Origin of the sequence: Pseudoalteromonas gelatinilytica (assembly GCF_001641615.1) — a bacterium.
Taxonomy (GTDB): domain Bacteria; phylum Pseudomonadota; class Gammaproteobacteria; order Enterobacterales; family Alteromonadaceae; genus Pseudoalteromonas; species Pseudoalteromonas gelatinilytica.
Genome location: NZ_LRRU01000020.1, coordinates 844,260 through 864,101 on the forward strand (window position 1 = coordinate 844,260; position 19,842 = coordinate 864,101).

The 19,842-nt window shown below is 40.7% G+C and carries 18 protein-coding genes; 12 read left to right on the forward strand and 6 right to left on the reverse strand.

What is annotated here, in order from left to right:
• Nucleotides 1-130: 130 nt before the first annotated feature.
• Together NH153_RS16780 and NH153_RS16785 are read left to right on the forward strand one after the other, a co-directional pair.
• Nucleotides 131-979, forward strand: a complete 849-nt coding sequence (locus NH153_RS16780; RefSeq protein ID WP_063705971.1) for a DUF72 domain-containing protein — start codon at nt 131-133, stop codon at nt 977-979.
• 22 nt (nt 980-1,001) lie between these two features.
• Complete coding sequence (locus tag NH153_RS16785) at nt 1,002-1,496, forward strand: M48 metallopeptidase family protein (protein ID WP_062564226.1); 495 nt, start codon at nt 1,002-1,004, stop codon at nt 1,494-1,496.
• 79 nt (nt 1,497-1,575) lie between these two features.
• Here the strand turns inward: NH153_RS16785 and NH153_RS16790 are convergent, their stop codons facing one another.
• The 3 genes from NH153_RS16790 to NH153_RS16800 form a co-directional block, all read right to left on the reverse strand.
• Nucleotides 1,576-2,592 carry a DUF5924 family protein gene (locus NH153_RS16790; protein WP_063705973.1) on the reverse strand — a complete coding sequence of 339 codons (1,017 nt, stop codon included), beginning with the start codon at nt 2,590-2,592 and terminating at the stop codon, nt 1,576-1,578.
• Nucleotides 2,593-2,698: 106 nt separating this feature from the next.
• Entirely contained in the window at nt 2,699-4,585 is a 1,887-nt protein-coding gene (locus NH153_RS16795; protein ID WP_063705975.1) for a GGDEF domain-containing protein, read from the reverse strand.
• 219 nt (nt 4,586-4,804) lie between these two features.
• Nucleotides 4,805-5,485 carry a DUF3334 family protein gene (locus NH153_RS16800; protein WP_063705977.1) on the reverse strand — a complete coding sequence of 227 codons (681 nt, stop codon included), beginning with the start codon at nt 5,483-5,485 and terminating at the stop codon, nt 4,805-4,807.
• Nucleotides 5,486-5,603: 118 nt separating this feature from the next.
• Here NH153_RS16800 and cmoA point away from each other — a divergent pair, with 118 nt between their 5' ends.
• The 5 genes from cmoA to NH153_RS16825 all read left to right on the forward strand — a co-directional run bounded on the left by cmoA (nt 5,604) and on the right by NH153_RS16825 (nt 9,971).
• Nucleotides 5,604-6,329, forward strand: coding sequence for a carboxy-S-adenosyl-L-methionine synthase CmoA (cmoA, locus tag NH153_RS16805; protein WP_063706202.1), 726 nt, complete (start codon nt 5,604-5,606; stop codon nt 6,327-6,329).
• Between the two features lie 27 nt (nt 6,330-6,356).
• A complete protein-coding gene (gene cmoB, locus NH153_RS16810; protein ID WP_063705979.1) occupies nt 6,357-7,325 on the forward strand; it encodes a tRNA 5-methoxyuridine(34)/uridine 5-oxyacetic acid(34) synthase CmoB in 969 nt (322 codons plus the stop codon).
• A 201-nt stretch (nt 7,326-7,526) separates the two neighbouring features.
• The gene (purM, locus tag NH153_RS16815; RefSeq protein WP_063705981.1) at nt 7,527-8,579 is read left to right on the forward strand and encodes a phosphoribosylformylglycinamidine cyclo-ligase; all 1,053 of its coding nucleotides are present in this window, start codon (nt 7,527-7,529) and stop codon (nt 8,577-8,579) included.
• A complete protein-coding gene (gene purN / locus NH153_RS16820) occupies nt 8,579-9,226 on the forward strand; it encodes a phosphoribosylglycinamide formyltransferase (protein ID WP_063705983.1) in 648 nt (215 codons plus the stop codon). The genes purM and purN overlap by 1 nt, the downstream gene beginning before the upstream one ends.
• Nucleotides 9,171-9,971 carry a DUF3108 domain-containing protein gene (locus NH153_RS16825; protein ID WP_082874091.1) on the forward strand — a complete coding sequence of 267 codons (801 nt, stop codon included), beginning with the start codon at nt 9,171-9,173 and terminating at the stop codon, nt 9,969-9,971. The genes purN and NH153_RS16825 overlap by 56 nt, the downstream gene beginning before the upstream one ends.
• 18 nt (nt 9,972-9,989) lie before the next feature.
• Here the strand turns inward: NH153_RS16825 and NH153_RS16830 are convergent, their stop codons facing one another.
• Nucleotides 9,990-10,754, reverse strand: a complete 765-nt coding sequence (locus NH153_RS16830) for a class II glutamine amidotransferase (protein ID WP_054551596.1) — start codon at nt 10,752-10,754, stop codon at nt 9,990-9,992.
• A gap of 336 nt (nt 10,755-11,090) precedes the next feature.
• Here NH153_RS16830 and fadE point away from each other — a divergent pair, with 336 nt between their 5' ends.
• The 4 genes from fadE to NH153_RS16850 all read left to right on the forward strand — a co-directional run bounded on the left by fadE (nt 11,091) and on the right by NH153_RS16850 (nt 16,933).
• Nucleotides 11,091-13,547 carry an acyl-CoA dehydrogenase FadE gene (gene fadE / locus NH153_RS16835; RefSeq protein ID WP_063705988.1) on the forward strand — a complete coding sequence of 819 codons (2,457 nt, stop codon included), beginning with the start codon at nt 11,091-11,093 and terminating at the stop codon, nt 13,545-13,547.
• Between the two features lie 199 nt (nt 13,548-13,746).
• Entirely contained in the window at nt 13,747-15,672 is a 1,926-nt protein-coding gene (locus NH153_RS16840; RefSeq protein ID WP_063705990.1) for a S9 family peptidase, read from the forward strand.
• A 303-nt stretch (nt 15,673-15,975) separates the two neighbouring features.
• A complete protein-coding gene (locus tag NH153_RS16845; protein WP_063706205.1) occupies nt 15,976-16,413 on the forward strand; it encodes a SulA-like leucine-rich domain-containing protein in 438 nt (145 codons plus the stop codon).
• Nucleotides 16,414-16,453: 40 nt separating this feature from the next.
• Nucleotides 16,454-16,933, forward strand: coding sequence for a YchJ family protein (locus tag NH153_RS16850; protein WP_062564233.1), 480 nt, complete (start codon nt 16,454-16,456; stop codon nt 16,931-16,933).
• A 153-nt stretch (nt 16,934-17,086) separates the two neighbouring features.
• Here NH153_RS16850 and NH153_RS16855 read toward each other — a convergent pair whose 3' ends face one another.
• A complete protein-coding gene (locus NH153_RS16855) occupies nt 17,087-17,917 on the reverse strand; it encodes an alpha/beta hydrolase (RefSeq protein WP_063705992.1) in 831 nt (276 codons plus the stop codon).
• Between the two features lie 2 nt (nt 17,918-17,919).
• Complete coding sequence (locus NH153_RS16860; protein ID WP_234003520.1) at nt 17,920-18,564, reverse strand: dienelactone hydrolase family protein; 645 nt, start codon at nt 18,562-18,564, stop codon at nt 17,920-17,922.
• A gap of 362 nt (nt 18,565-18,926) precedes the next feature.
• Between NH153_RS16860 and NH153_RS16865 the strand changes: the two genes are divergently transcribed.
• On the forward strand, nt 18,927-19,814 hold the full coding sequence (locus NH153_RS16865) for a LysR substrate-binding domain-containing protein (protein WP_054551603.1): 888 nt from the start codon (nt 18,927-18,929) through the stop codon (nt 19,812-19,814).
• Nucleotides 19,815-19,842: the final 28 nt, after the last annotated feature.

Consider the following 19,842-nt stretch of genomic DNA (forward strand, 5'->3'; position numbering starts at 1 on the left):
GCATTATACCCAAACCATCGCAAAATGCGAGTGCCAGCAGTGCCTGTCGGGGGCTAAATATATACCTCGACTTCTGAGCAAACATTTCTTTTGATACACTAGCTAAAGTTTAAATTTATTGGTTGATTTAATGCTGTATTTAGGTTGTCCGCAGTGGTCTAGCACCGCATGGAAAGGAAATTTGCTCTCTAGTCACTGTAAAAGCGCCGACATGCTCAGTGAGTATGCGCAATGCTTTAACTCAGTCGAAGGCAACACCAGTTTTTATGCTGATCCGAGTCACGAGTCATTATTACGCTGGCATGATGCGGTACCCGAAGACTTTAAATTTACTTTTAAGTTTCATCGGCGTTTTAGTCACGAATTACAGCTGACGAATATAACTAGTGAGCTTAATGCGTGGCTAAACTTATTTGAGCCAATTTTTGCTAAAACGGGGCAAATTATGTTGCAGCTACCCCGTGCCTTTGGCCCAGATGCACTGCCACTGCTTGCTAATTTTATTGCACAACTCCCCAAACAACTTAGTTACGGTATAGAAGTACGTCACCCCGGTTTCTTTCAAAAAGATGATGCAGAAATTCGTTTAAATCAGCTATTAATTGAAAATAATATAGACCGTATCAGTATGGATACCCGCGCTTTATTTGCTGTACCCGCCAATACCGATGCACTCATTGATGCGCAAAAGAAAAAGCCTTATTTACCTGTGCATGCCATTGCAACAGGAAATCAGCCAATGTTACGCTTTGTGATTGCCAGTCTTGAACATGAATACAAGTCGTATTACCAGCCATGGCTACAAAAAGTAAAACAATGGCTTGATGAAGGAAAATCACCCTATTTGTTTTTTCATACCGCAGATAATCGCCAGTCGCCACTTTTAGCAAGACAGTTCTGCCAAGATTTAGGTTACAATCACCCCGTGCTTGCGCCGTTTATAGGTGAACGCGAAGCAAGCCAAAGCAGTTTATTTTAGCGCCCGATTTATCAGAGAAAACATGAAAGATTACAGCCGTTATTTTCAAGGTTACCCGCCGCACATCATTGAGCAAGTGTTACAGCTATTTAATGGCGACAGGGCCGCAAAATACCTAAAGGGCAAATACCCTGATGCGCATAGCATTACCAGCGATAAAGCTTTATACAGTTACGCCACTGAGCTGAAAAAGCGCTACCTTAAAAATGCCCTGCCTTTTGGCCGTGCTGCATTCAAAAAACAAGGCGATATGGTCACAAATGCCTTAGGCACCCATACTTTTCGTATGCAAGGTAAAACCCGAAAACACGATCTTGCCATTAATAGCGACCTGCTTCGCGCACCTGAACCACTTCTCAAAGCACTCGTCGTACACGAGCTGGCTCATTTTAAAGAAAAAGACCACAACAAAGCCTTCTATCAACTTTGCTGCCACATGGAGCCGCAATACCATCAACTAGAACTGGATTTAAGAATATTCAGTGTGCTGGTAGGTGAAGGGAAGAACCCGTACTAAGCGCAAAGCTTAAAGCTGTAAGTCTTAAGCATTAAGCTCGCACTTCTTAAACTTGAAGCTTTCAGCTTGTAACTTAGCGCTATATTTCTGTAACCTCAAATCTTCTTTGCCCTATCAGCTGCCCAGACTCGGTAACCACTTTAACGACCCATTTCCCTGCAGCATTAGCAGGGAAATTCGTTTTATGGCTCCACGCTCGATAACCCTCTTTACGACCACCAGAAATATCCAAGGCTATGCGGTCAACTTCTTTTCGATTATGCACCCAAACATGGAAGATTTTTTCATTTAACCCTCGCGGTGCTTTTACCGCACTAAAACTATATAGACCTTTTTCATGTAAGCTCTGCTCAGTGAGTTCTGATATTGGCGAAAGCGGTTTACGTGCTTGTGCATCTAACTGATATGACATACTCATATCGGTTAAACGCAGTGCCGCAGGTGGCACAAAGCTACGTAATTGCCAAAGCCCTGCACTTAAAGCACAAAGCAATAACACCAATAACGGGAAACGCCACCATTTAGCATTGGGCATCAAATTGCCAAGACTAGGGACAGTTAAAATAACAGCCGTGATCAGCGCAATTTCAAAACTTTGGCTGGTCGTTAACTTTAATAAAATGGGTAAGGTAACCGACAGCACAACAAACAAAGAAAAGCTATGAAACACACTAAACCAGACACTGTGCCTTGCAAGCTTTTTGTAATAGAGGGGGTCAACAACAGAAACGAACGCACAAAGAATAATTAAAGCGGTGAACGCGGCCTGACCATGGTCCCAAGTAGTCACCGCCAAGAAAAATGGTAAAGCAAAAAACAAACTTTCTTGCTGCACAACTTGCAGCGCAAAGCGCATCACGTTGGGCGACACAGCCACACCAAAACGCTCCTCTACTTTATCTCTTAGCCAGTTATCTATTAACAACCACAACCAAGTGACTAATAGCAAAATAGAGATAAGTTGCGAAAACGATTCTTTTCGCTCAACAAAGACATAGCTCGTTACACCACTACAAAAAGCCAACACCGCCATCAACCCCGGCCGCTTCTGCATCATGAAAACAAATTTAGTTATAAAGTTTTTTAAGTAATTCATGCAATCATCAAATCCATTTAAGGCTTTATGAGTAAAGCATAAATTGGATGAATGTAAGCTTTAAACGAGCTTTAAGTTCAAAGCTATAAGCTGTGGACTAGACCATTTAAACCTCGAAGCAAGCTGATTCACTTCTAGCACGGCCATTTTCTTTTGCCTTGTATAAAAGCACATCGCATTGAGCTAACACTTGTTTCAACTCAAAGTCACCACTTACCTCAATGATTCCTGCTGAGAAGCTAGTAGAAAAGTTAGAAGTTGTTGTATGCCAATTTATATAGTTTTGAAATGACTCACGTATGTTATCTATCAAAATTTGCGCTTTTTCTTTATCTATTGAGTCTAAAACAAGTAAAAACTCCTCACCGCCAAAACGACTTAATTTATCTGTCTTACGAATACGAGTTTGTACAAAATGACTAAAAGATGTAAGCACTTCATCGCCAGTTAAATGCCCGTAGTTGTCGTTAATTTGTTTAAAGTGATCTAAGTCTAATAAGCAGATGCATTTTAACGAGTTTCGAGGCTTTCTTTTTTCTAACCAAGTATACATAGCTCTCCGATTCATAACTCCAGTCAGAGAATCTGTTTCAGCGATCTTTTTAATAGAAAGCTGTCGCCAAATTAACCATGAAATTAAGAAGATTAACATTGTGATTATGAGAGCCATTACAAGAAATCGCAGGTTTTGTGTTTCAATTTTAAGTGCTTGTTTTTCAGTTTCTGCTTTATATCCCTTGAGGGCCAGTATTTCTATGTCTCTTTGTAAGTAATTCCCCACGTTATTCAAAGAGTTATTAAAAGCAGAAAGCATAAAATCTTTTTCAAACTCAAATTTATCCATCATAGCTTTGTTCGCCAGTTCAGGTTTACCCAGAAATTCAAAAACCAGCTTTTGTAATTCGTTGAGATCTCTTAAATCAGACTGACTAAAAATAGAACGGTTAGATTGAATAAACTCCTTAAGAATATCAACAGACTTCTCAGCTTCTGGAAGCTTTCCATTGATGGAATCGAGTAAAATTTTAACTACTAAGCTGCGTGCTTTTACAGCATAATTATCTGAATTCAGATCCGTTTCAGCATTTAGAAGTAAGGATTGAGCAGTTTTAAGGTCTCCCTCTTGTTGTCTTTTAATTAAAACAGCACTTTTGGCAATTACTGCGTAAAGTTGAGATGACTGTTCTAAACGTTCTTTTTGTACTTTCTGTAAGTAGAAATCTGCGATATTTAAAGCTTTGCTGAATTGCTTTGCGTGAGCTAACACAAATGTCATTTCATAGTATGGGGTCGAATAGTCTAACACTTCAAAATATTTATTAGATAAAGCGTAAAGCTGCAATACATAATCTAAGGCGGTTTCGTAAGCCCCCATAGTATAAAAACTTGAAATAATTCTTTGTAGGGCAAACTCTTTCGAATATAAATACCCAGCCAGGGAATTTTCGTAGGTTGGTAAACTATCAATAGCATATAAATACTCAATCAAAGCAGACAGATGATCTTCTTTATATAATGAATAGTATTGTGCTAGATCAGCTGCAACTTGAGCTATTGCTTGCTTGTTGTCTAAAGCGATTAATTCAGCTTTTAAGTCTTTCAAAGCATCTACTATCGATAAATCATCAGAGTTATGTAGTTGTACAAAAGTTGCCTTTTGAGCACCATACATTACTGCATCAATCTTTTTTAACTCTTGCCAATCTTGGTCGGTTAAATGTACGGCGACTTTAATGCCTAACTTATCAGCAAGCGCTCTACGGTGATTGAACACCATAAAATAAAATACTTTTGCTTGGATAGAGTCTATGTTTGCAATTTTCAAATTCTTAGCAGACTTTAAAAAACCTTCTTCATCTAGCTGGTTAATCGAATACTGCATTGTTAATTCTATAAAATTGTTAAACCTATTATGCTCTGAGCTCGCAATTGTAATTGAACTAAAAACCAAGAAATAAATTAAAATGCCATTTTTTATAAGTTTAAGTACCATTCCTTTGCCTAACTCCAGTAAAGCAAGTTAATAAAATTTAACTATTTGATGCTATCACCAGAAATGTAACAATGCACTAAAACATTGAAGTACAATAAAAATAATACTGTTAAATGAGAATTCATCTTTGCAAAATGTCATTAAAAAAGCGCGGACTAAACCGCGCTTATATTTTATCTGATGGCTGAAAGCTGATAGCTGACAGCTCAAGTCGTTGGGTTACAAACCAAGTTCTGCCATAAAATCATCATCTGCATCGTCTGCTTGTGATGATGCTTTTTGCTTTTCAGCTTTTTGTTTGGCTTCGTTTTCGATGATGTCATCTGGGTCAACGGCTTCTGAAATATCAAAATCATGTAGTTTGATAAATTCAGTTTTATCCATCGCAAGCTCTAGATAGAAGATATTTTGCTTCGCAGTAGTGAATGTCACACGGCGTGCTTGTGGTCTATCCATGGTGGTATCAACAGAAATTTGTACCTGTTTGTTAATCGCCATCATCTTAGGTTGGTTTTGCGTAATAGAAGTATGCAGTTGGTCGCGTACTTTTGACGTAAAGTCACCAACGATTTGGTTCATCAGCTCGCCCAGTACGTTTGCCACATCATCTGATAAATGGCTTTGTGCAATTTCGTCTTCTGGCATACCCATGTTACGCATATAGTCATGATAAATTTCCATGGCTGCTTGCGCTGTGAAGTTTGTTACCACAAGACCGGTAAAGCCACCATCGAACAATACAAAACAGCCAATGTCTGGACGCATACAGGTGCGGGTGATTTTTTGAACCATGGCAGAATAACTAATACCGTTACCGCTTGCTGAAGACAGAACTCCAGTCACTGAATGACACAGAGTTGATAAGATATCTTCTGTACTGATCACTTTGCTTTTTGTCATTAAACTTCTCTTTTTTGTACTTGTTATTGATAATTCTAGCCAAGCTACTGAATTTATCACTGACTATCCAGTTAAAAATGCTAAAATAGCGGTATTATTTTTTAAAGAGACTGTTCACGTGACGCAAAAAGACAGTATTTATGCCACTGAGCAAGCGGTTAAAGACTTTAGCTTTGACCAACATGTAGTAGAAGTTTTCCCTGATATGATCCAGCGCTCGGTGCCGGGTTACGCAACCATTGTTAGCACCATAGGTAAACTGGCTGGCGAGTATGCGCAAAGTAATTCAAACCTATACGACTTAGGTTGTTCACTTGGTGCTGTAACGTTAAGTATGCGCCGTAATATTCGCACCGATAACTGTAATATTATTGCCGTCGATAACTCAGAAGCGATGGTTGAGCGCTGTAAATTACATTTACAGGGTTTTCGCTCTGACGTGCCGGTCACAGTTACGCTAGGTGATATCAACGATTTAGCCATCGAGAATGCTTCTGTGGTAGCGATGAACTTTACACTTCAGTTTATTCCACCTGAAAAGCGCCAAGCGGTGCTTGAAAAGATTTACGCAAATTTAAAACCTGGCGGCGTTTTGCTGCTGAGCGAAAAAATTAGAGGTGAAAATGAGCAATGCGATAATTTGCTCATTGATTTACACCATGATTTCAAACGTCACAACGGCTATTCAGAGCTTGAGATCAGCCAAAAGCGTACGGCTATCGAAAATGTCATGCGCCCTGATCATTTATCTACCCACTTAAACCGATTAAGTGAAATTGGTTTTAGCCAAACGCAAGTGTGGTATCAATGTTTTAACTTCTGCTCGATGATTGCAATCAAGTAATCATCACAACGATATAAAGAGTATTTCATGTCTCAATGGTTTAACCAATTTTACGCTGCGATTGCACAAAGCCCGCTAAGTCACTGGCTCGAAACTTTGCCAGGTCAATTAAAGCACTGGGAACTCGAAGCCAGCCACGGCGATTTACCGAAATGGCAAAAAGTGCTGAAAAACTTACCTGAGGTAAGCACAAACCTTGTGAATCTTCAGGATAAAGTACAAATTGGCACCGGTGATGAACTATCTGAAGGTCAGCAAAAACAGTTAACGCATTTACTAAAGCGCATGATGCCATGGCGTAAAGGACCCTTTAGCTTACACGGTATCGAGATTGATACTGAGTGGCGCAGTGATTGGAAATGGGATCGTTTACTGCCTCATATCGAACCGTTAAAAGGCCGCACAGTGCTTGATATTGGCTGTGGCTCGGGTTATCACTTGTGGCGCATGCGCGGCGAAGGCGCAAATTTTGTGGTGGGTATCGATCCATCTGATTTATTCTTATGCCAATTCCAAGCGATAAAGCATTATCACCAAGATGAAAACGTGCATTTATTGCCGTTAGGTGTTGAAGCTCTGCCTGAGCTAAAAGCATTCGATACGGTATTTTCAATGGGTGTTTTATATCATCGTCGTTCACCTATCGACTTTTTAGCGCAATTAAAAGCACAGCTTCGCCCAGGGGGTGAGTTAGTCCTTGAAACACTGGTTGTTGAAGGTGATGAACACACAGTTTTAGTGCCAACCGACCGCTATGCAAAAATGCGTAATGTGTGGTTTATCCCAAGCACCGCGGCATTAAAACTATGGATGGAACGTGTTGGCTTTAAAGATGTACAAGTTAAAGACTGTGCAATCACAACGCTTGAAGAACAACGTAAAACCCAGTGGATGGAAAACGAATCACTGGTCGACTTTTTAGATCCAAATGACACCAGCAAAACCATTGAAGGTTACCCTGCCCCTCTTCGCGCTATTTTAACCGCGAAAGCTTAACAAATAGTAAGAAGTTTCTAGTTTCAAGGTAGAAGGGTCATTTGCTTGATACTTTTGCCTTGTAACTTGAAAGCAAAAAAACCGGACAACTGTCCTTGTCAAGTCGGTTAAAGTGATTTTTCAACTAGCCGCGCCAGTGCAATTGTTGTAAAATACGCGCGTTTCTAAGCAACCCACATGCAACTTTTTTGAGGAAAACCTGTGAGCGAACAAAAACAGTCTCTTAGCTATAAAGACGCGGGCGTAGATATCGATGCCGGTAATGCACTTGTTGAGCGTATTAAAGGCGTAGTTAAAAAAACCAGACGTCCTGAAGTAATGGGCGGTATCGGTGGTTTTGGCGCACTTTGCGAACTACCAACTGGCTATAAAGAGCCTGTACTGGTTGCTGGCACAGACGGTGTTGGTACAAAACTACGTTTAGCAATCGATCTTAAAAAGCACGACACAGTGGGTATCGACCTTGTTGCTATGTGTGTAAACGACCTTATTGTACAAGGTGCAGAGCCACTATTTTTCCTTGATTACTATGCAACGGGTAAATTAGACGTAGATACTGCGGCTGATGTTGTAACAGGTATTGGTAAAGGCTGTGAGCTTTCTGGCTGTGCATTAATCGGTGGTGAAACTGCTGAAATGCCAGGTATGTACGACGGCGAAGACTACGACATGGCTGGTTTCTGTACTGGTGTTGTAGAAAAATCAAAAATTATCGACGGTACTAAAGTTGCTGCAGGCGACCAATTAATCGCCCTTGCATCAAGTGGTCCTCATTCAAACGGCTTCTCATTAATTCGTAAAGTTCTTGAAGTATCTGGCGCAGACACGAGCGCTGAGCTTGAAGGCAAAACACTTGGCGATCACCTATTAGAGCCAACTCGTATCTACGTTAAACAACTACTTGAGCTATTCAAGCAGGTTGATGTACACGCCTTATCTCACATCACGGGTGGTGGTTTCTGGGAAAACATCCCGCGCGTACTTCCTGAGTCTGCAAAAGCAGTTATCAAAGGTGACAGCTGGGAATGGCCTGTAGTTTTCAACTGGTTACAAGAAAACGGCAACATCACAACACACGAAATGTACCGTACATTCAACTGTGGTGTTGGTATGATTTTAGTTGTTCCAGCAGACAAACTTGAGCAAAGCTTAACAATTCTTAAAGATCTTGGCGAAAATGCATGGCATATCGGTGAGATCCAAGATGCGAAAGCAGGCGAAGAGCAAGTAGAAATTTTAGGTGGTCGTGACTAATGACCCCTTGTCGTCTTGTTGTATTAATTTCTGGTAGCGGTTCTAACCTTCAAGCCATCATCGACGCGTGTGCGCGTGGTGAAATAAAGGCCGAAATCGCCGCTGTAATTAGTAATAAAGCCGACGCCTATGGCCTTGAGCGAGCAAAAAATGCAGGTATACAAACACATGTACTTAGCCATAAAGATTTTGACTCGCGCGAGGCCTATGATGCTGAGTTAATGGACATTATTGACAATTTTGAACCAAATCTAGTTGTATTAGCTGGTTTTATGCGTATTCTTACACCTAGCTTAGTGCAAAAATTTAAGGGAAAAATGTTGAACATTCACCCTTCTTTGTTGCCTAAGTACCAAGGGCTGAATACCCACCAGCGAGCGATAGATGCAAAAGATGACGTTCATGGTGTTAGTGTTCACTTTGTCACAGAAGAACTAGACGGCGGTCCCGTTGTTCTTCAAGCCAAAGTGCCGGTACTCGAAAACGATACCGCAGAGACACTCGCACAACGTGTTCATCAGCAAGAACATATAATCTATCCATTGGTGGTCAAGTGGTTCAGTGAACAACGACTCAAGATGGAAGCAGATTATGCAGTTTTTGACGAAAAGAAACTTCCTGCACACGGCGCGCACTACCCAGAATAAAAATCTAAGTGCCCTACTCGCTTGTGTGGGCACTTTATTACTTCCTACCAGTGTTTTAGCTGGCGACCTCACTCAATATGAAGCCAAATACGATGTACTTCGTAAAGGCGAAACCCATGGTAAAGCAGTACGCGAGCTGAAAAAAGCCGCAGACGGTAACTACGTGATCACTTATCACAGTGAAATCGAATGGATGATTTTTTCAGACTCACGAAAAGAAACATCTAAATTTACGTACCATGATCAAAAAATTTCTCCGCTAAGTTACACCATGGAACGTTCGGGCACCGGGCCTGATAAAGAATACAGCTTAAAATTTGATGCGGCGCAAAAGCAAGTTCAAAGCAGCGAAAGTAAATACCCATTGAAGCTGGATTGGTCAGACGATTTTCAAGACTCTCTGTCTTACCAAGTACAAGTACGCGAAGAGTTAAAGCAAGGTAAAACACAATTATCGTATCCATTGATTGATAAAAAAGGCAACCTTCGCAATTACGACTTTGAAGTTATCGGCACAGAAATGATTTCGCTACCTGTTGGTAATGTAGAAGCGATAAAAGTAAAACGTTTGTACGATAATGATAAACGTCAAGCGCTTGCTTGGTTTGCCCCAGAAATGGACTACATGCTAGTTCGTATGTGGAAAGGTGAAAAAGGCGTAGAGCAATTTGAAGTGCAGCTTAATTCATTCACCGTGACCACGCCAGTGGCCGTAACAAATGAAGTGAGTAATGAAGCGCCTTAATAGCGCTTCATCTTTTATTTAGATTTTTTCGCCCATTTTAAACAGGGCAAACTCACCGGGTTCCATTTTCTGCCAGCGTTCATCATTGGTGAGTGGCCGTGTTGCAATCACAGTAACCACATCGTTTGGTGTGGTTTCTTTTTGAAAATCAATCACCATATCTGCATCAATTAATGTCGCTTTGCCAAACGGTGCACGGCGTGTGATCCAATGTAAGTTATTGGTGCAATAAGCTAAAACATAAACTCCATCAGTAAGCAGCATATTAAATACGCCTTTTTCACGCAGTGTGTGGGCAAGCTTGGCAGCATAACGAAATACAGACGCCATATTTGATGGGCGTTTAGGGTATTTTTCGCGAATTTTATCGAGCAGCCAACAAAACGCCAGCTCACTGTCGGTATTACCGACAGGTCGATAGTAATCTGGTTTTAAATCATGATAATTCGATAGTTGCCCGTTGTGAGCATACGTAATTTCACGGCCCCATAACTCGCGAGTAAATGGGTGGGTATTTTCAAGGCACACTCGACCACGGTTTCCTTGGCGAATATGGCTTATCACTGAAATACTTTTTATTGGATACGCTTTAACCAACTTGGCAATTTCTGATTGGCAACTTGGCTCTGGATCTTTAAATGTACGACAGCCTTTACCTTCGTAAAAAGTGATGCCCCAGCCATCTTTATGCGGGCCAGTATTACCACCGCGTTCTAATAATCCTGAAAAACTGAAACAAATATCCGTTGGTACATTGGCCGACATGCCAAGCAACTCACACATAGAACTCTTAACCTATAAAACTAATCGAAGGAAGGCATGATGGGCTGATCCCTGCCTGCGCTCATTGTTAAACATAGCGTTAAAGATGGCAACTGCTATGCTCAGATTTTCAGAACTATCTGAGCAATTCACAACTAATTGCCAGTATAACGGCGCTGATTATAAGTAATTACTCAACAATCCCTCACTGGCTGTAAATGTTTTTGCACTGATAGCCATTTTTAAATGAATAAAACTCGTTGCACAGACTGTTTTAATCCCTGTTCCCCTCTTGATAATTCGCTTTTCAAGCGCTACTCTAAAAGAGGTGGTCTGACCTCTATTAAGGAATAATCAATGACTCTCATATTTTTACTTGGTTTACTCGTGCTGCTTAGTATTGCGAGTTACCACAGAGCAAGCTGGAATACCTGCTTAGGTATTGCCGTTGCGACTTTACTTGTTGGCACATTTGCTGGCGCGTTTGGCGCAATTAGTTGGCTACTATTCTTACTTATCGCTGTGCCACTTTCTGTGACTGGCGTTCGTCAACAATACATCATCAAACCTATCTTCGCTGCTTTCAAAAAAGTAACCCCGACGATGTCGGAAACTGAAAAATCAGCAATCGATGCCGGTACTACGTGGTGGGAAGCGGATCTATTTTGCGGTCGTCCTGACTGGAACAAATTACACCAATACCCAGCACCTAAACTGACTATCGAAGAGCAAGCGTTTATTGATGGTCCAGTTGAAGAAGTGTGTAGCATGCTAGATGACTGGCACGCAACTCACGAACTAACTGATTTACCGCAAGATGTTTGGCAATATCTAAAAGATAATAAATTCTTTGCCATGATCATCAAAAAAGAATACGGCGGTTTAGAGTTTTCTGCTTATGCACAATCGTGTGTACTACAAAAACTAACAAGTAAATCAACGTTACTTTCATCTATCGTAGGTGTACCTAACTCATTAGGTCCGGGCGAATTACTTCAGCACTATGGTACTAAAGAGCAAAAAGATCATTACTTACCGCGCTTAGCAAGTGGTCAAGAAATTCCATGTTTTGCTTTAACATCACCAGAAGCCGGTTCTGACGCAAGCGCAATTCCTGATTACGGTGTTGTTTGTAAAGGTCAGTGGAATGGTGAAGAAGTTGTCGGTATTAGCCTAACATGGAACAAGCGTTACATTACTCTAGCTCCAGTTGCGACTGTACTTGGTCTTGCATTCAAACTACAAGATCCTGACGGTTTATTAGGTGATGATAAAGAACCTGGTATTACCTGTGCGCTGATCCCAACAGATACCCCAGGGGTCGAAATTGGCCGTCGTCACTTCCCGCTAAATGTACCATTCCAAAATGGTCCTACTCGCGGTAAAGACATCTTCGTACCACTTGATTACATCATTGGTGGCCCGAAAATGGCTGGTCAAGGTTGGCGTATGCTTGTTGAATGTTTATCTGTTGGTCGTGCAATCACCTTGCCGTCTAACTCTACAGGTGGCATTAAAACAATTGCGCTTGCAACAGGTTCATACAGCCGTATTCGTCGTCAATTCCGTTTGCCAATTGGTCAAATGGAAGGTGTTGAAGAATCACTCGCTAAACTTGCAGGTTACGCATATAGCTCTGATGCTGCAGTTAGCATGTCTACAGGTGCTGTTGATCTTGGCGAAAAACCATCGGTTGTATCTGCAATAATTAAATACCACTTAACTGAGCAAATGCGTGAAGCAACAATTCACGGCATGGATGTTCATGGTGGTAAAGGCATTATGCTTGGTCCAAACAACTACCTAGGTCGCGGTTACCAAGGTGCACCAATTGCGATTACCGTTGAAGGTGCAAATATCTTAACACGTAACATGATCATCTATGGTCAAGGTGCAATTCGTTGTCATCCATTCGTGTTAACTGAACTAGGCGCTTGTGCAATTGAAGACCGTGAAGAAGCGCTTGCAGTATTCGATAAAGCGTTAATGGGCCACATTGGCTTTACTATTTCGAACCTTGTTCGCACTAAGTGGTTAGCATTCACAAATGCACGTTTTACAAGTACGCCGTACAAAGACGAAACCGCTGAGTTTTATCGTGTTGCGTCGCGTTTCAGTGCATCATTAGCATTAATGTCAGATATTAGCATGGCGGTATTTGGTGGGTCATTAAAACGTAAAGAGCGTATCTCTGCACGTTTAGGTGACTTACTAAGCTACTTATACCTTGTATCTGCAACACTTAAACGTTACAACGACGAAGGCCGTAAAAAAGAAGATTTTGCGCTTGTTCAATGGAGCTGCCAAGATCACCTTTACCACTGCCAACGTGCACTTGCTGACTTAATCAATAACATGCCATCTGCACCACTACGTGCAATGCTAAAAATCATGTTATTCCCATTCGGTCGTCCAGTTCGTAAACCTACTGATAAGCTTGAGCACAAACTTGCACACTTATTACAAGTACCAAGCGAAACTCGTAACCGTTTAGCTAACTACATTTACCTTAAAAACGAGCCACTTAACCTTGTTGGTCGTCAAGAGCAAACGCTTAAAGACGTACTAGAAGTTGAGCCTCTGTTTGATAAGGTATGCCGTGAAAAAGGCGTGAAACTGCCTTTCTTCCAACTTGATAAAGTAGCGCAAATGGGCCTAGAAGCAGGTATTTTAAGCCAAGCTGAAGCCGACAAATTAGCTGCTGTTGAAAAAGCCCGTCTTGACGTTATTAACGTTGACGACTTTGACCCAGCAGACTTAGTTGCAGGTAAAGTAGCCCGCGGCGAGAGCGATAAAAAAGCTGACGCTGCTTAAGCTAGCAAAACAATTCCAATTGTTATGAAAAACCAAACCAGCGCAAATTGCGCTGGTTTTTTTGTTTATAAACCCTCTAGCGCATTCCTTGTCCCTAATTAGTTACATGATTTGTAACAAATATCGGACTGGTAAAACTTGCGTTTATATAATGAACAGGCAAGACTCTATAGCGAAAAATAGATAAGGAATAATTACAATGAAACCGAGTTTTCAACTAGCAGCTGTTGCATGCGCACTTAGCCTTGCACTTGCAGGATGTTCACAATCAACCCAATCAACAAGCAGCACCGAAACCGTGCAACAAAACCAAACTGTAAAACAGTATGACGCTGAAACCTTTTTTGACACAACGTCAATTATGGGCAGCAGCTTTTCACCAAAAGGCGACAAAATACTCGTTAGCAGTGACGAAAGCGGCATTTATAGCCTGTACGAAGTAGATATAAAAACAGCCAAAAAAACCCGCTTAACAGACTTTGAAGACAGTACTTATGCAGTAGCTTATTTCCCTAATGATGAGCGCGTATTATTTACCAAAGACTCTGGCGGTAACGAGCGTTATCACATCTATGTTCGCGAAACAGACGGCACAGTTAAAGATCTTACGCCAGGTGAAGAAACCCGCGCGGGTTTTGCAGGCTTCACTGAAGATGCGAAACAATTTTTTATAACCAGCAATCAACGTGATGCTAAGTTTATGGACCTTTATCGCGTCGATGCTAGCAGTTATGAAGTAACCCTTGTTTATCAAAACACCATGGGACTGGATGTCGGTGCGATCAGCCCTGATGGCCGTTTTATTGCTTTATCTAAAAATAATTCGAACAAAGACAGCGATGTGTTCATTCTCGATACGCGTAAAAAAACACTGAAGCCAGAGCTCATTACCCGCCATGACGACGACGCCAAATACGGCCCTGAAACCTTCTCAACAGACAATAAATCACTGTATTACTCAACCGATGCTAAAGGTGAGTTTGCAGAAATTTGGCGCTATGACTTAACGACCGGCAAGCACAGCCCTGCCCTCAAAGATGAGTGGGATGTGAGCTTTATTTACTTCTCTGAATCTGGTCGTTATCAAGTAAGCGGTGTTAATGCCGACGCAAGCACTAAGGTGTCGATAACCGATACCACCACAGGTAAAAGCATAGCCATGCCATCGCTGCCTGCTGGTAACTTACGTGGTGTTAATTTTTCAGCTGATGAAAAGACCATGGCGTTTTATTTAAATTCAGATACCTCACCAAGTAACCTATTTGTGTGGCAACTCGGTGAATCGAAAGCAAAACAGTTAACCAACACATTAAGTGATGCAATTAATCAAAATGACTTGGTTGAAAGCACAATTGTGCGCTTTAAAAGTTTTGATGGTTTAGAAATCCCTGGGGTTTTATATAAGCCTAAGCAAGCTAACAGCAACAACAAAGTACCAGCTTTAGTGTGGGTGCACGGCGGCCCTGGCGGCCAAAGCCGCACAGGCTATAGTGCAATGCAGCAGCATCTAGTCAATCACGGTTATGCCATTTTTGCGGTCAATAACCGTGGCAGCTCAGGCTATGGTAAAACCTTCTTCCATTTAGATGACAAAAAGCATGGCACTGATGATTTACAAGATATCGTATACGGCAAAAAGCATCTACAAAGCCTCGATTGGGTCGATGCTGACAAAATTGGCATCATAGGAGGAAGTTACGGTGGCTTTATGACCGCCGCCGCACTTGCCTTTGAACCTGAAGAGTTCAAAGTAGGTATCAACATCTTTGGTGTAACAAACTGGGTTAGAACCTTAAACTCGATTCCACCATGGTGGGAAAGCTTTAAAAAGGCGCTGTATGACGAAATGGGCGACCCAGCTACAGACGGTGAACGTCACCGTGCAATTTCGCCACTATTTCATGCTAAAAACATCACCAAGCCATTAATGGTGATCCAAGGTGCTAACGACCCTCGCGTTTTACAAGTTGAAAGCGATGAACTCGTTGCCGCTGTTAAGGCAAATGGTGTGCCTGTCGAATATGTATTATTTGATGATGAAGGCCATGGTTTTACTAAAAAGGAAAACCGCATAAAAGCCTCAAACGCATATCTTGAGTTTTTGAATACTTATTTAGATAAGTAGCAAGATTGCAAAGATAAAGAGCCGGTATTTATACCGGCTTTTTTATGCAAAACACCTGTATAAAAGAAAAATGTTACGTCTTACACAGTACTGTACAAAACACTGTATGAGTTAAATGCTAAATTTTTTAGCTTTTTAACTCTGCAAACCAAAATTATAACTACATGTTTAATAAGAACTAAATCATTTTAATTAACATAAAACTGAATCATTGGTTAAAAAATAGCAAAAAAGTACTTGCGCAAAAACACTGTATAAACTACTGTATACACATACTGTATAAACAACCAGTGAGTGAAAGTTATGTTACAGCCAATTACCTTAAGAACAGTTAAAAGCTACCAACAAGATAACGACAAAGCGTCTGTTAATTTAATTCAAATTGAAGACGAAATATCAGCAACCTTTGAGCTATTAAAAGTATTACATCATTACAATAGCCAAAATGCATGGACACTATTAATTGCACCTGATCATGTTCCTAGCAAAGCATTATTAGATTCGTGTTCAATTGATACCAGCAAACTACTTGTGATCAGACAAAAGCATTTAGTAAACCTTGAATACGTACTTAGCTCAGCATTACATAACGGTAACTTTGCTGCTGTGATCACATGGACAGATATTGTAAACAATCATCAACTTGATTCGATGAACTTAAACCTAGATCAGGCATCAGCTAAGTTTTATTGCTTTACAAAAAGCGCTCAATTAAACAATTTAGTACCGCAGCCACAATAGGCTTGTTAAAATAACAATTTACATTTTTAGGTAAGTTGTTATGACATCACTCACACACTCCCTTTGTCCTTGTGGCAGCGAATCGACTTACGAGCTTTGCTGCCAGCCTTTTCATACCGGTGCAAGCCAAGCTGATACCCCAGAGCAACTTATGCGTTCTCGTTTTAGTGCATACGCGCTAAAAGATGCAAAATATGTATTTAGTACTTATGCACAAAGCCAGCAAGCCGCGAACCCGGTTCGCGAAATTAAAGATTTTGCTAATAGCTGCCGTTTTACCAAACTCAGTGTTTTAGAGACTGAACATAACGAGCAAGAAGGCTTTGTAGAATTTAAAGCAAATTACTTTTACCAAAACTTGTATTGTGAGTTACACGAAAAGTCGCGTTTTATTAAAGAAGATGGCTTATGGCGTTACCTTGATGGTGATATAACGCCAGTTGCAGATATTAAAATTGGCCGTAATGATGAATGCCCTTGTGGTAGCGGCAAAAAATATAAAAAGTGTCACGCTCTTTAATTGCTCTTATACCAATCCGCTTAATTAAGTAGTCTATTTTGAGGCAATAAAACCTCGTTGATAGCAAGGCAAAAATTTCGTTATTTAGTTGTTCTAAATGAGAAATTTTTAACGCAGTTAGCGACAGGTTTGATCCCTCAAAATGATTAAGTATTATTGCGGGTTGGTATTAACCTGGTAAATCCAGTCTAAGGCTTGGGTAATCGTTGTTGGGAATGCAGTTGCATGGCGTGCCTGAGGGATAACAAATAAATTTGTTGTGACCAGCGCGCCGCTTTGTTTATTAACTTTATCTGCTAATTGCCTCGCACCCGACACCATTTTTTCACCTTCACTTTCTTCAAGTTCACCCACTGCGATGTAAACTTTTGTTGTGTTGACAGCTGGTTTTACAGCCATAGCTAATATTGAGTTTTCTTTAAACCACACTGAAGGACTGCCGATAATGTAACTTGAAAAAAGCGAAGGCTCAGTAAATAAGGTGAAGGCTGCAAATAAACCACCAAGCGAGTTACCAACTAGTGTACTTTTTTGATTTGTTCTGTAGTGAGCCTTAATGTATGGCACTACGGTATGTTTTAGATAGTTTAGATACTGGCTTGCTCCGCCCGTTTTACGCTGCCAACTGCTATCTTCAAACGGCGTGTAGTCATAAATACGACTATTAAGCCCTGACACACCATTTTGGTATCCTACTGCAACGATAATTACCTCTTCTATAGCCCCCGAATTCATCATAAAGCGACTAGCACCAGAGGCAATCGGTAAACTGTAGTTTGCATCTAGCAGATAAACAACTGGGTAGCGCTTCTGGTTTTGTTTTTGGTAGCTACGTGGCAATTTAATAGTAATGGGGTATTCGTTTTCGGTTTGTTTATCTTTAAGCAACACAGTATTAGTGCGCGGCAGAGTAAATGGCTCAGCATGGCTTACAGAGCTCACGCCCAAAACACTGGTCACAAAAACGAGCAATATATAAGGCATAGTTAATCCTTTAACCACTTCTTAATTGGTAGCAGCCACTCATCTTTTGGCCTATAAAATGCACCATGGGAGAGGCCTGTGTTGATGCTTATTTCTTCGAACTTAGTTACGTCACTTCTATCAACTAAAAATTGGCAAGAGCCAACCTGATCTGAGCGCTCAAAGATAGAATACACCTTGCCGTAGGCCTTAACTGATGTGTGATTTTTTATAAGGCCTGCACACCCTGCCAATATAATTAAGTTGATATGTGTGCGTTTAAGTTCATTGGCTGCCAGTATCGATAATGCCCCGCCCCGTGAAAAACCAACTAAACTAATGTTCGACTCAGCAACACCGGCACTGATCAATGCTTCTACATCTGCAGCGAGCTTTTTCGCAAACACAAAAGGTTCAGTGTCTTTTGGCCTGTGATAGGCAATTAAATGATAGCTCTCATCTGCCAATGCTTCTTTTACAGCAATAAAATCATACACCCCAAAGGTTTTGTGAACAGGCTTAGGGTTTGTCCCTTCGACAATAAAACCATGTGAATAAAAAACATAGTGACCATGTGGGTCAATTTCTGTCGGAAACTGACTGTAAATAGTGCCCGCAAAAGCAGGCAAAACCCAACAAGCCCAGAGTAAAAGTACAGTTCGTAACACAAGCATCCCTTTAAAAAATCACAATACACTCATTAGAAGATACTAACATGTTAAAAAATAATACCTTAGTGAAAAGTCAGCCCTATTTTTAGTCATTAGAATCCAGGATTAAATTAATGACCAGATGCTTAAAAACATTTAAAACAGCAAGTTTCAACTTGAGGTAAATTCATGGAATTTCAGAATCAACCTGCAAATAATTTTATGACAACGCTGTCAATTAATTATAAAAGGGCGTATTGTAAAAAAGAAGATAAAATAACCATCACTTTTAGACGTCTAGACGTTGAAAAAACAAATTCTAAGGCGTAGTATGTTCGTAATCTGAGTTGGACTCACATTTTTCATGAGATTTTTTAAAGATGATTGATATAAAGCACCTAAAAACCATAGCGACCCTCAAAGAAACAGGCTCTTTGGTCAATACCGCCCGTGAGTTATTTTTAACTCAATCGGCTTTATCGCATCAAATTAAAGATCTTGAGAATAAGTTAGATTGCCAACTATTCGAGCGTAAGACACAGCCTGTGCGTTTTACTCCGCAAGGTATGCTACTTCTTGAGCTCGCCAATGAGGTGTTGCCACGAGTTGAAGCGACAAAGTGTCGTTTAAAAGAAAGCCTTAATCAGCCAATTTCAAATTTACGTTTAAGTGTTGAGTGTCATGCCTGCTTTCATTGGTTGCTCCCAACCATCAAAGAATTTAATAACTTTTGGCCAGATATTAAAATTGATTACGAGCGCGGCTTTAGTTACGACGCCATTCCAGATTTAATTAATGATGAATTAGATCTAGTGCTGACTTCTGATATTCGTGAACCCGATCAGCTTGAGTATGCTCACCTATTTGATTTTAAATTAAAGCTGATAGTCGCACCGGATCATGAGTTGGCAAAAAAAGCCTATGTCACCGCCCTTGATTTAAAAAACGAAACAATTATTTCGTACCCTATTCCGCGTGAGCGCCAAGATATCTTTAAACATTTTATTCAAAATGCACGCTTTGATGGCACGCTTAAAACGGTTGACCAAGGCTTATTGATATTTCAATTAGTGAGTGCAGGTATGGGTGTTGCAGCATTACCAGACTGGCTAGTCACCCCTTATGAAAGCCAGGGGCTCATTAAGTCTATTCCGTTAGGTGCACTAGGCCTTACTCGCCCTATGTATTTAGCGATGAAAAAGAATATGAAAGATAACCCAGTTTATCGCCACTTTTTAAATACGTGTAAGCAAAATAACGGTCGCTAAAACAAGGCAAAATAACTAACATAGCTGC

Bases quoted from the DNA above. Each gene is read 5' to 3' on its own strand.
- purN (WP_063705983.1), top strand. From the start codon at position 8,579: ATGACCCCTTGTCGTCTTGTTGTATTAATTTCTGGTAGCGGTTCTAAC.
- NH153_RS16865 (WP_054551603.1), top strand. From the start codon at position 18,927: ATGATTGATATAAAGCACCTAAAAACCATAGCGACCCTCAAAGAAACA.
- fadE (WP_063705988.1), top strand. From the start codon at position 11,091: ATGACTCTCATATTTTTACTTGGTTTACTCGTGCTGCTTAGTATTGCG.
- NH153_RS16825 (WP_082874091.1), top strand. From the start codon at position 9,171: ATGCAGTTTTTGACGAAAAGAAACTTCCTGCACACGGCGCGCACTACC.
- NH153_RS16855 (WP_063705992.1), bottom strand. From the start codon at position 17,917: ATGCCTTATATATTGCTCGTTTTTGTGACCAGTGTTTTGGGCGTGAGC.
- NH153_RS16780 (WP_063705971.1), top strand. From the start codon at position 131: ATGCTGTATTTAGGTTGTCCGCAGTGGTCTAGCACCGCATGGAAAGGA.
- cmoB (WP_063705979.1), top strand. From the start codon at position 6,357: ATGTCTCAATGGTTTAACCAATTTTACGCTGCGATTGCACAAAGCCCG.
- NH153_RS16845 (WP_063706205.1), top strand. From the start codon at position 15,976: ATGTTACAGCCAATTACCTTAAGAACAGTTAAAAGCTACCAACAAGAT.
- NH153_RS16850 (WP_062564233.1), top strand. From the start codon at position 16,454: ATGACATCACTCACACACTCCCTTTGTCCTTGTGGCAGCGAATCGACT.
- NH153_RS16800 (WP_063705977.1), bottom strand. From the start codon at position 5,485: ATGACAAAAAGCAAAGTGATCAGTACAGAAGATATCTTATCAACTCTG.
- NH153_RS16830 (WP_054551596.1), bottom strand. From the start codon at position 10,754: ATGTGTGAGTTGCTTGGCATGTCGGCCAATGTACCAACGGATATTTGT.
- NH153_RS16840 (WP_063705990.1), top strand. From the start codon at position 13,747: ATGAAACCGAGTTTTCAACTAGCAGCTGTTGCATGCGCACTTAGCCTT.
- NH153_RS16795 (WP_063705975.1), bottom strand. From the start codon at position 4,585: ATGGTACTTAAACTTATAAAAAATGGCATTTTAATTTATTTCTTGGTT.
- NH153_RS16785 (WP_062564226.1), top strand. From the start codon at position 1,002: ATGAAAGATTACAGCCGTTATTTTCAAGGTTACCCGCCGCACATCATT.
- NH153_RS16790 (WP_063705973.1), bottom strand. From the start codon at position 2,592: ATGAATTACTTAAAAAACTTTATAACTAAATTTGTTTTCATGATGCAG.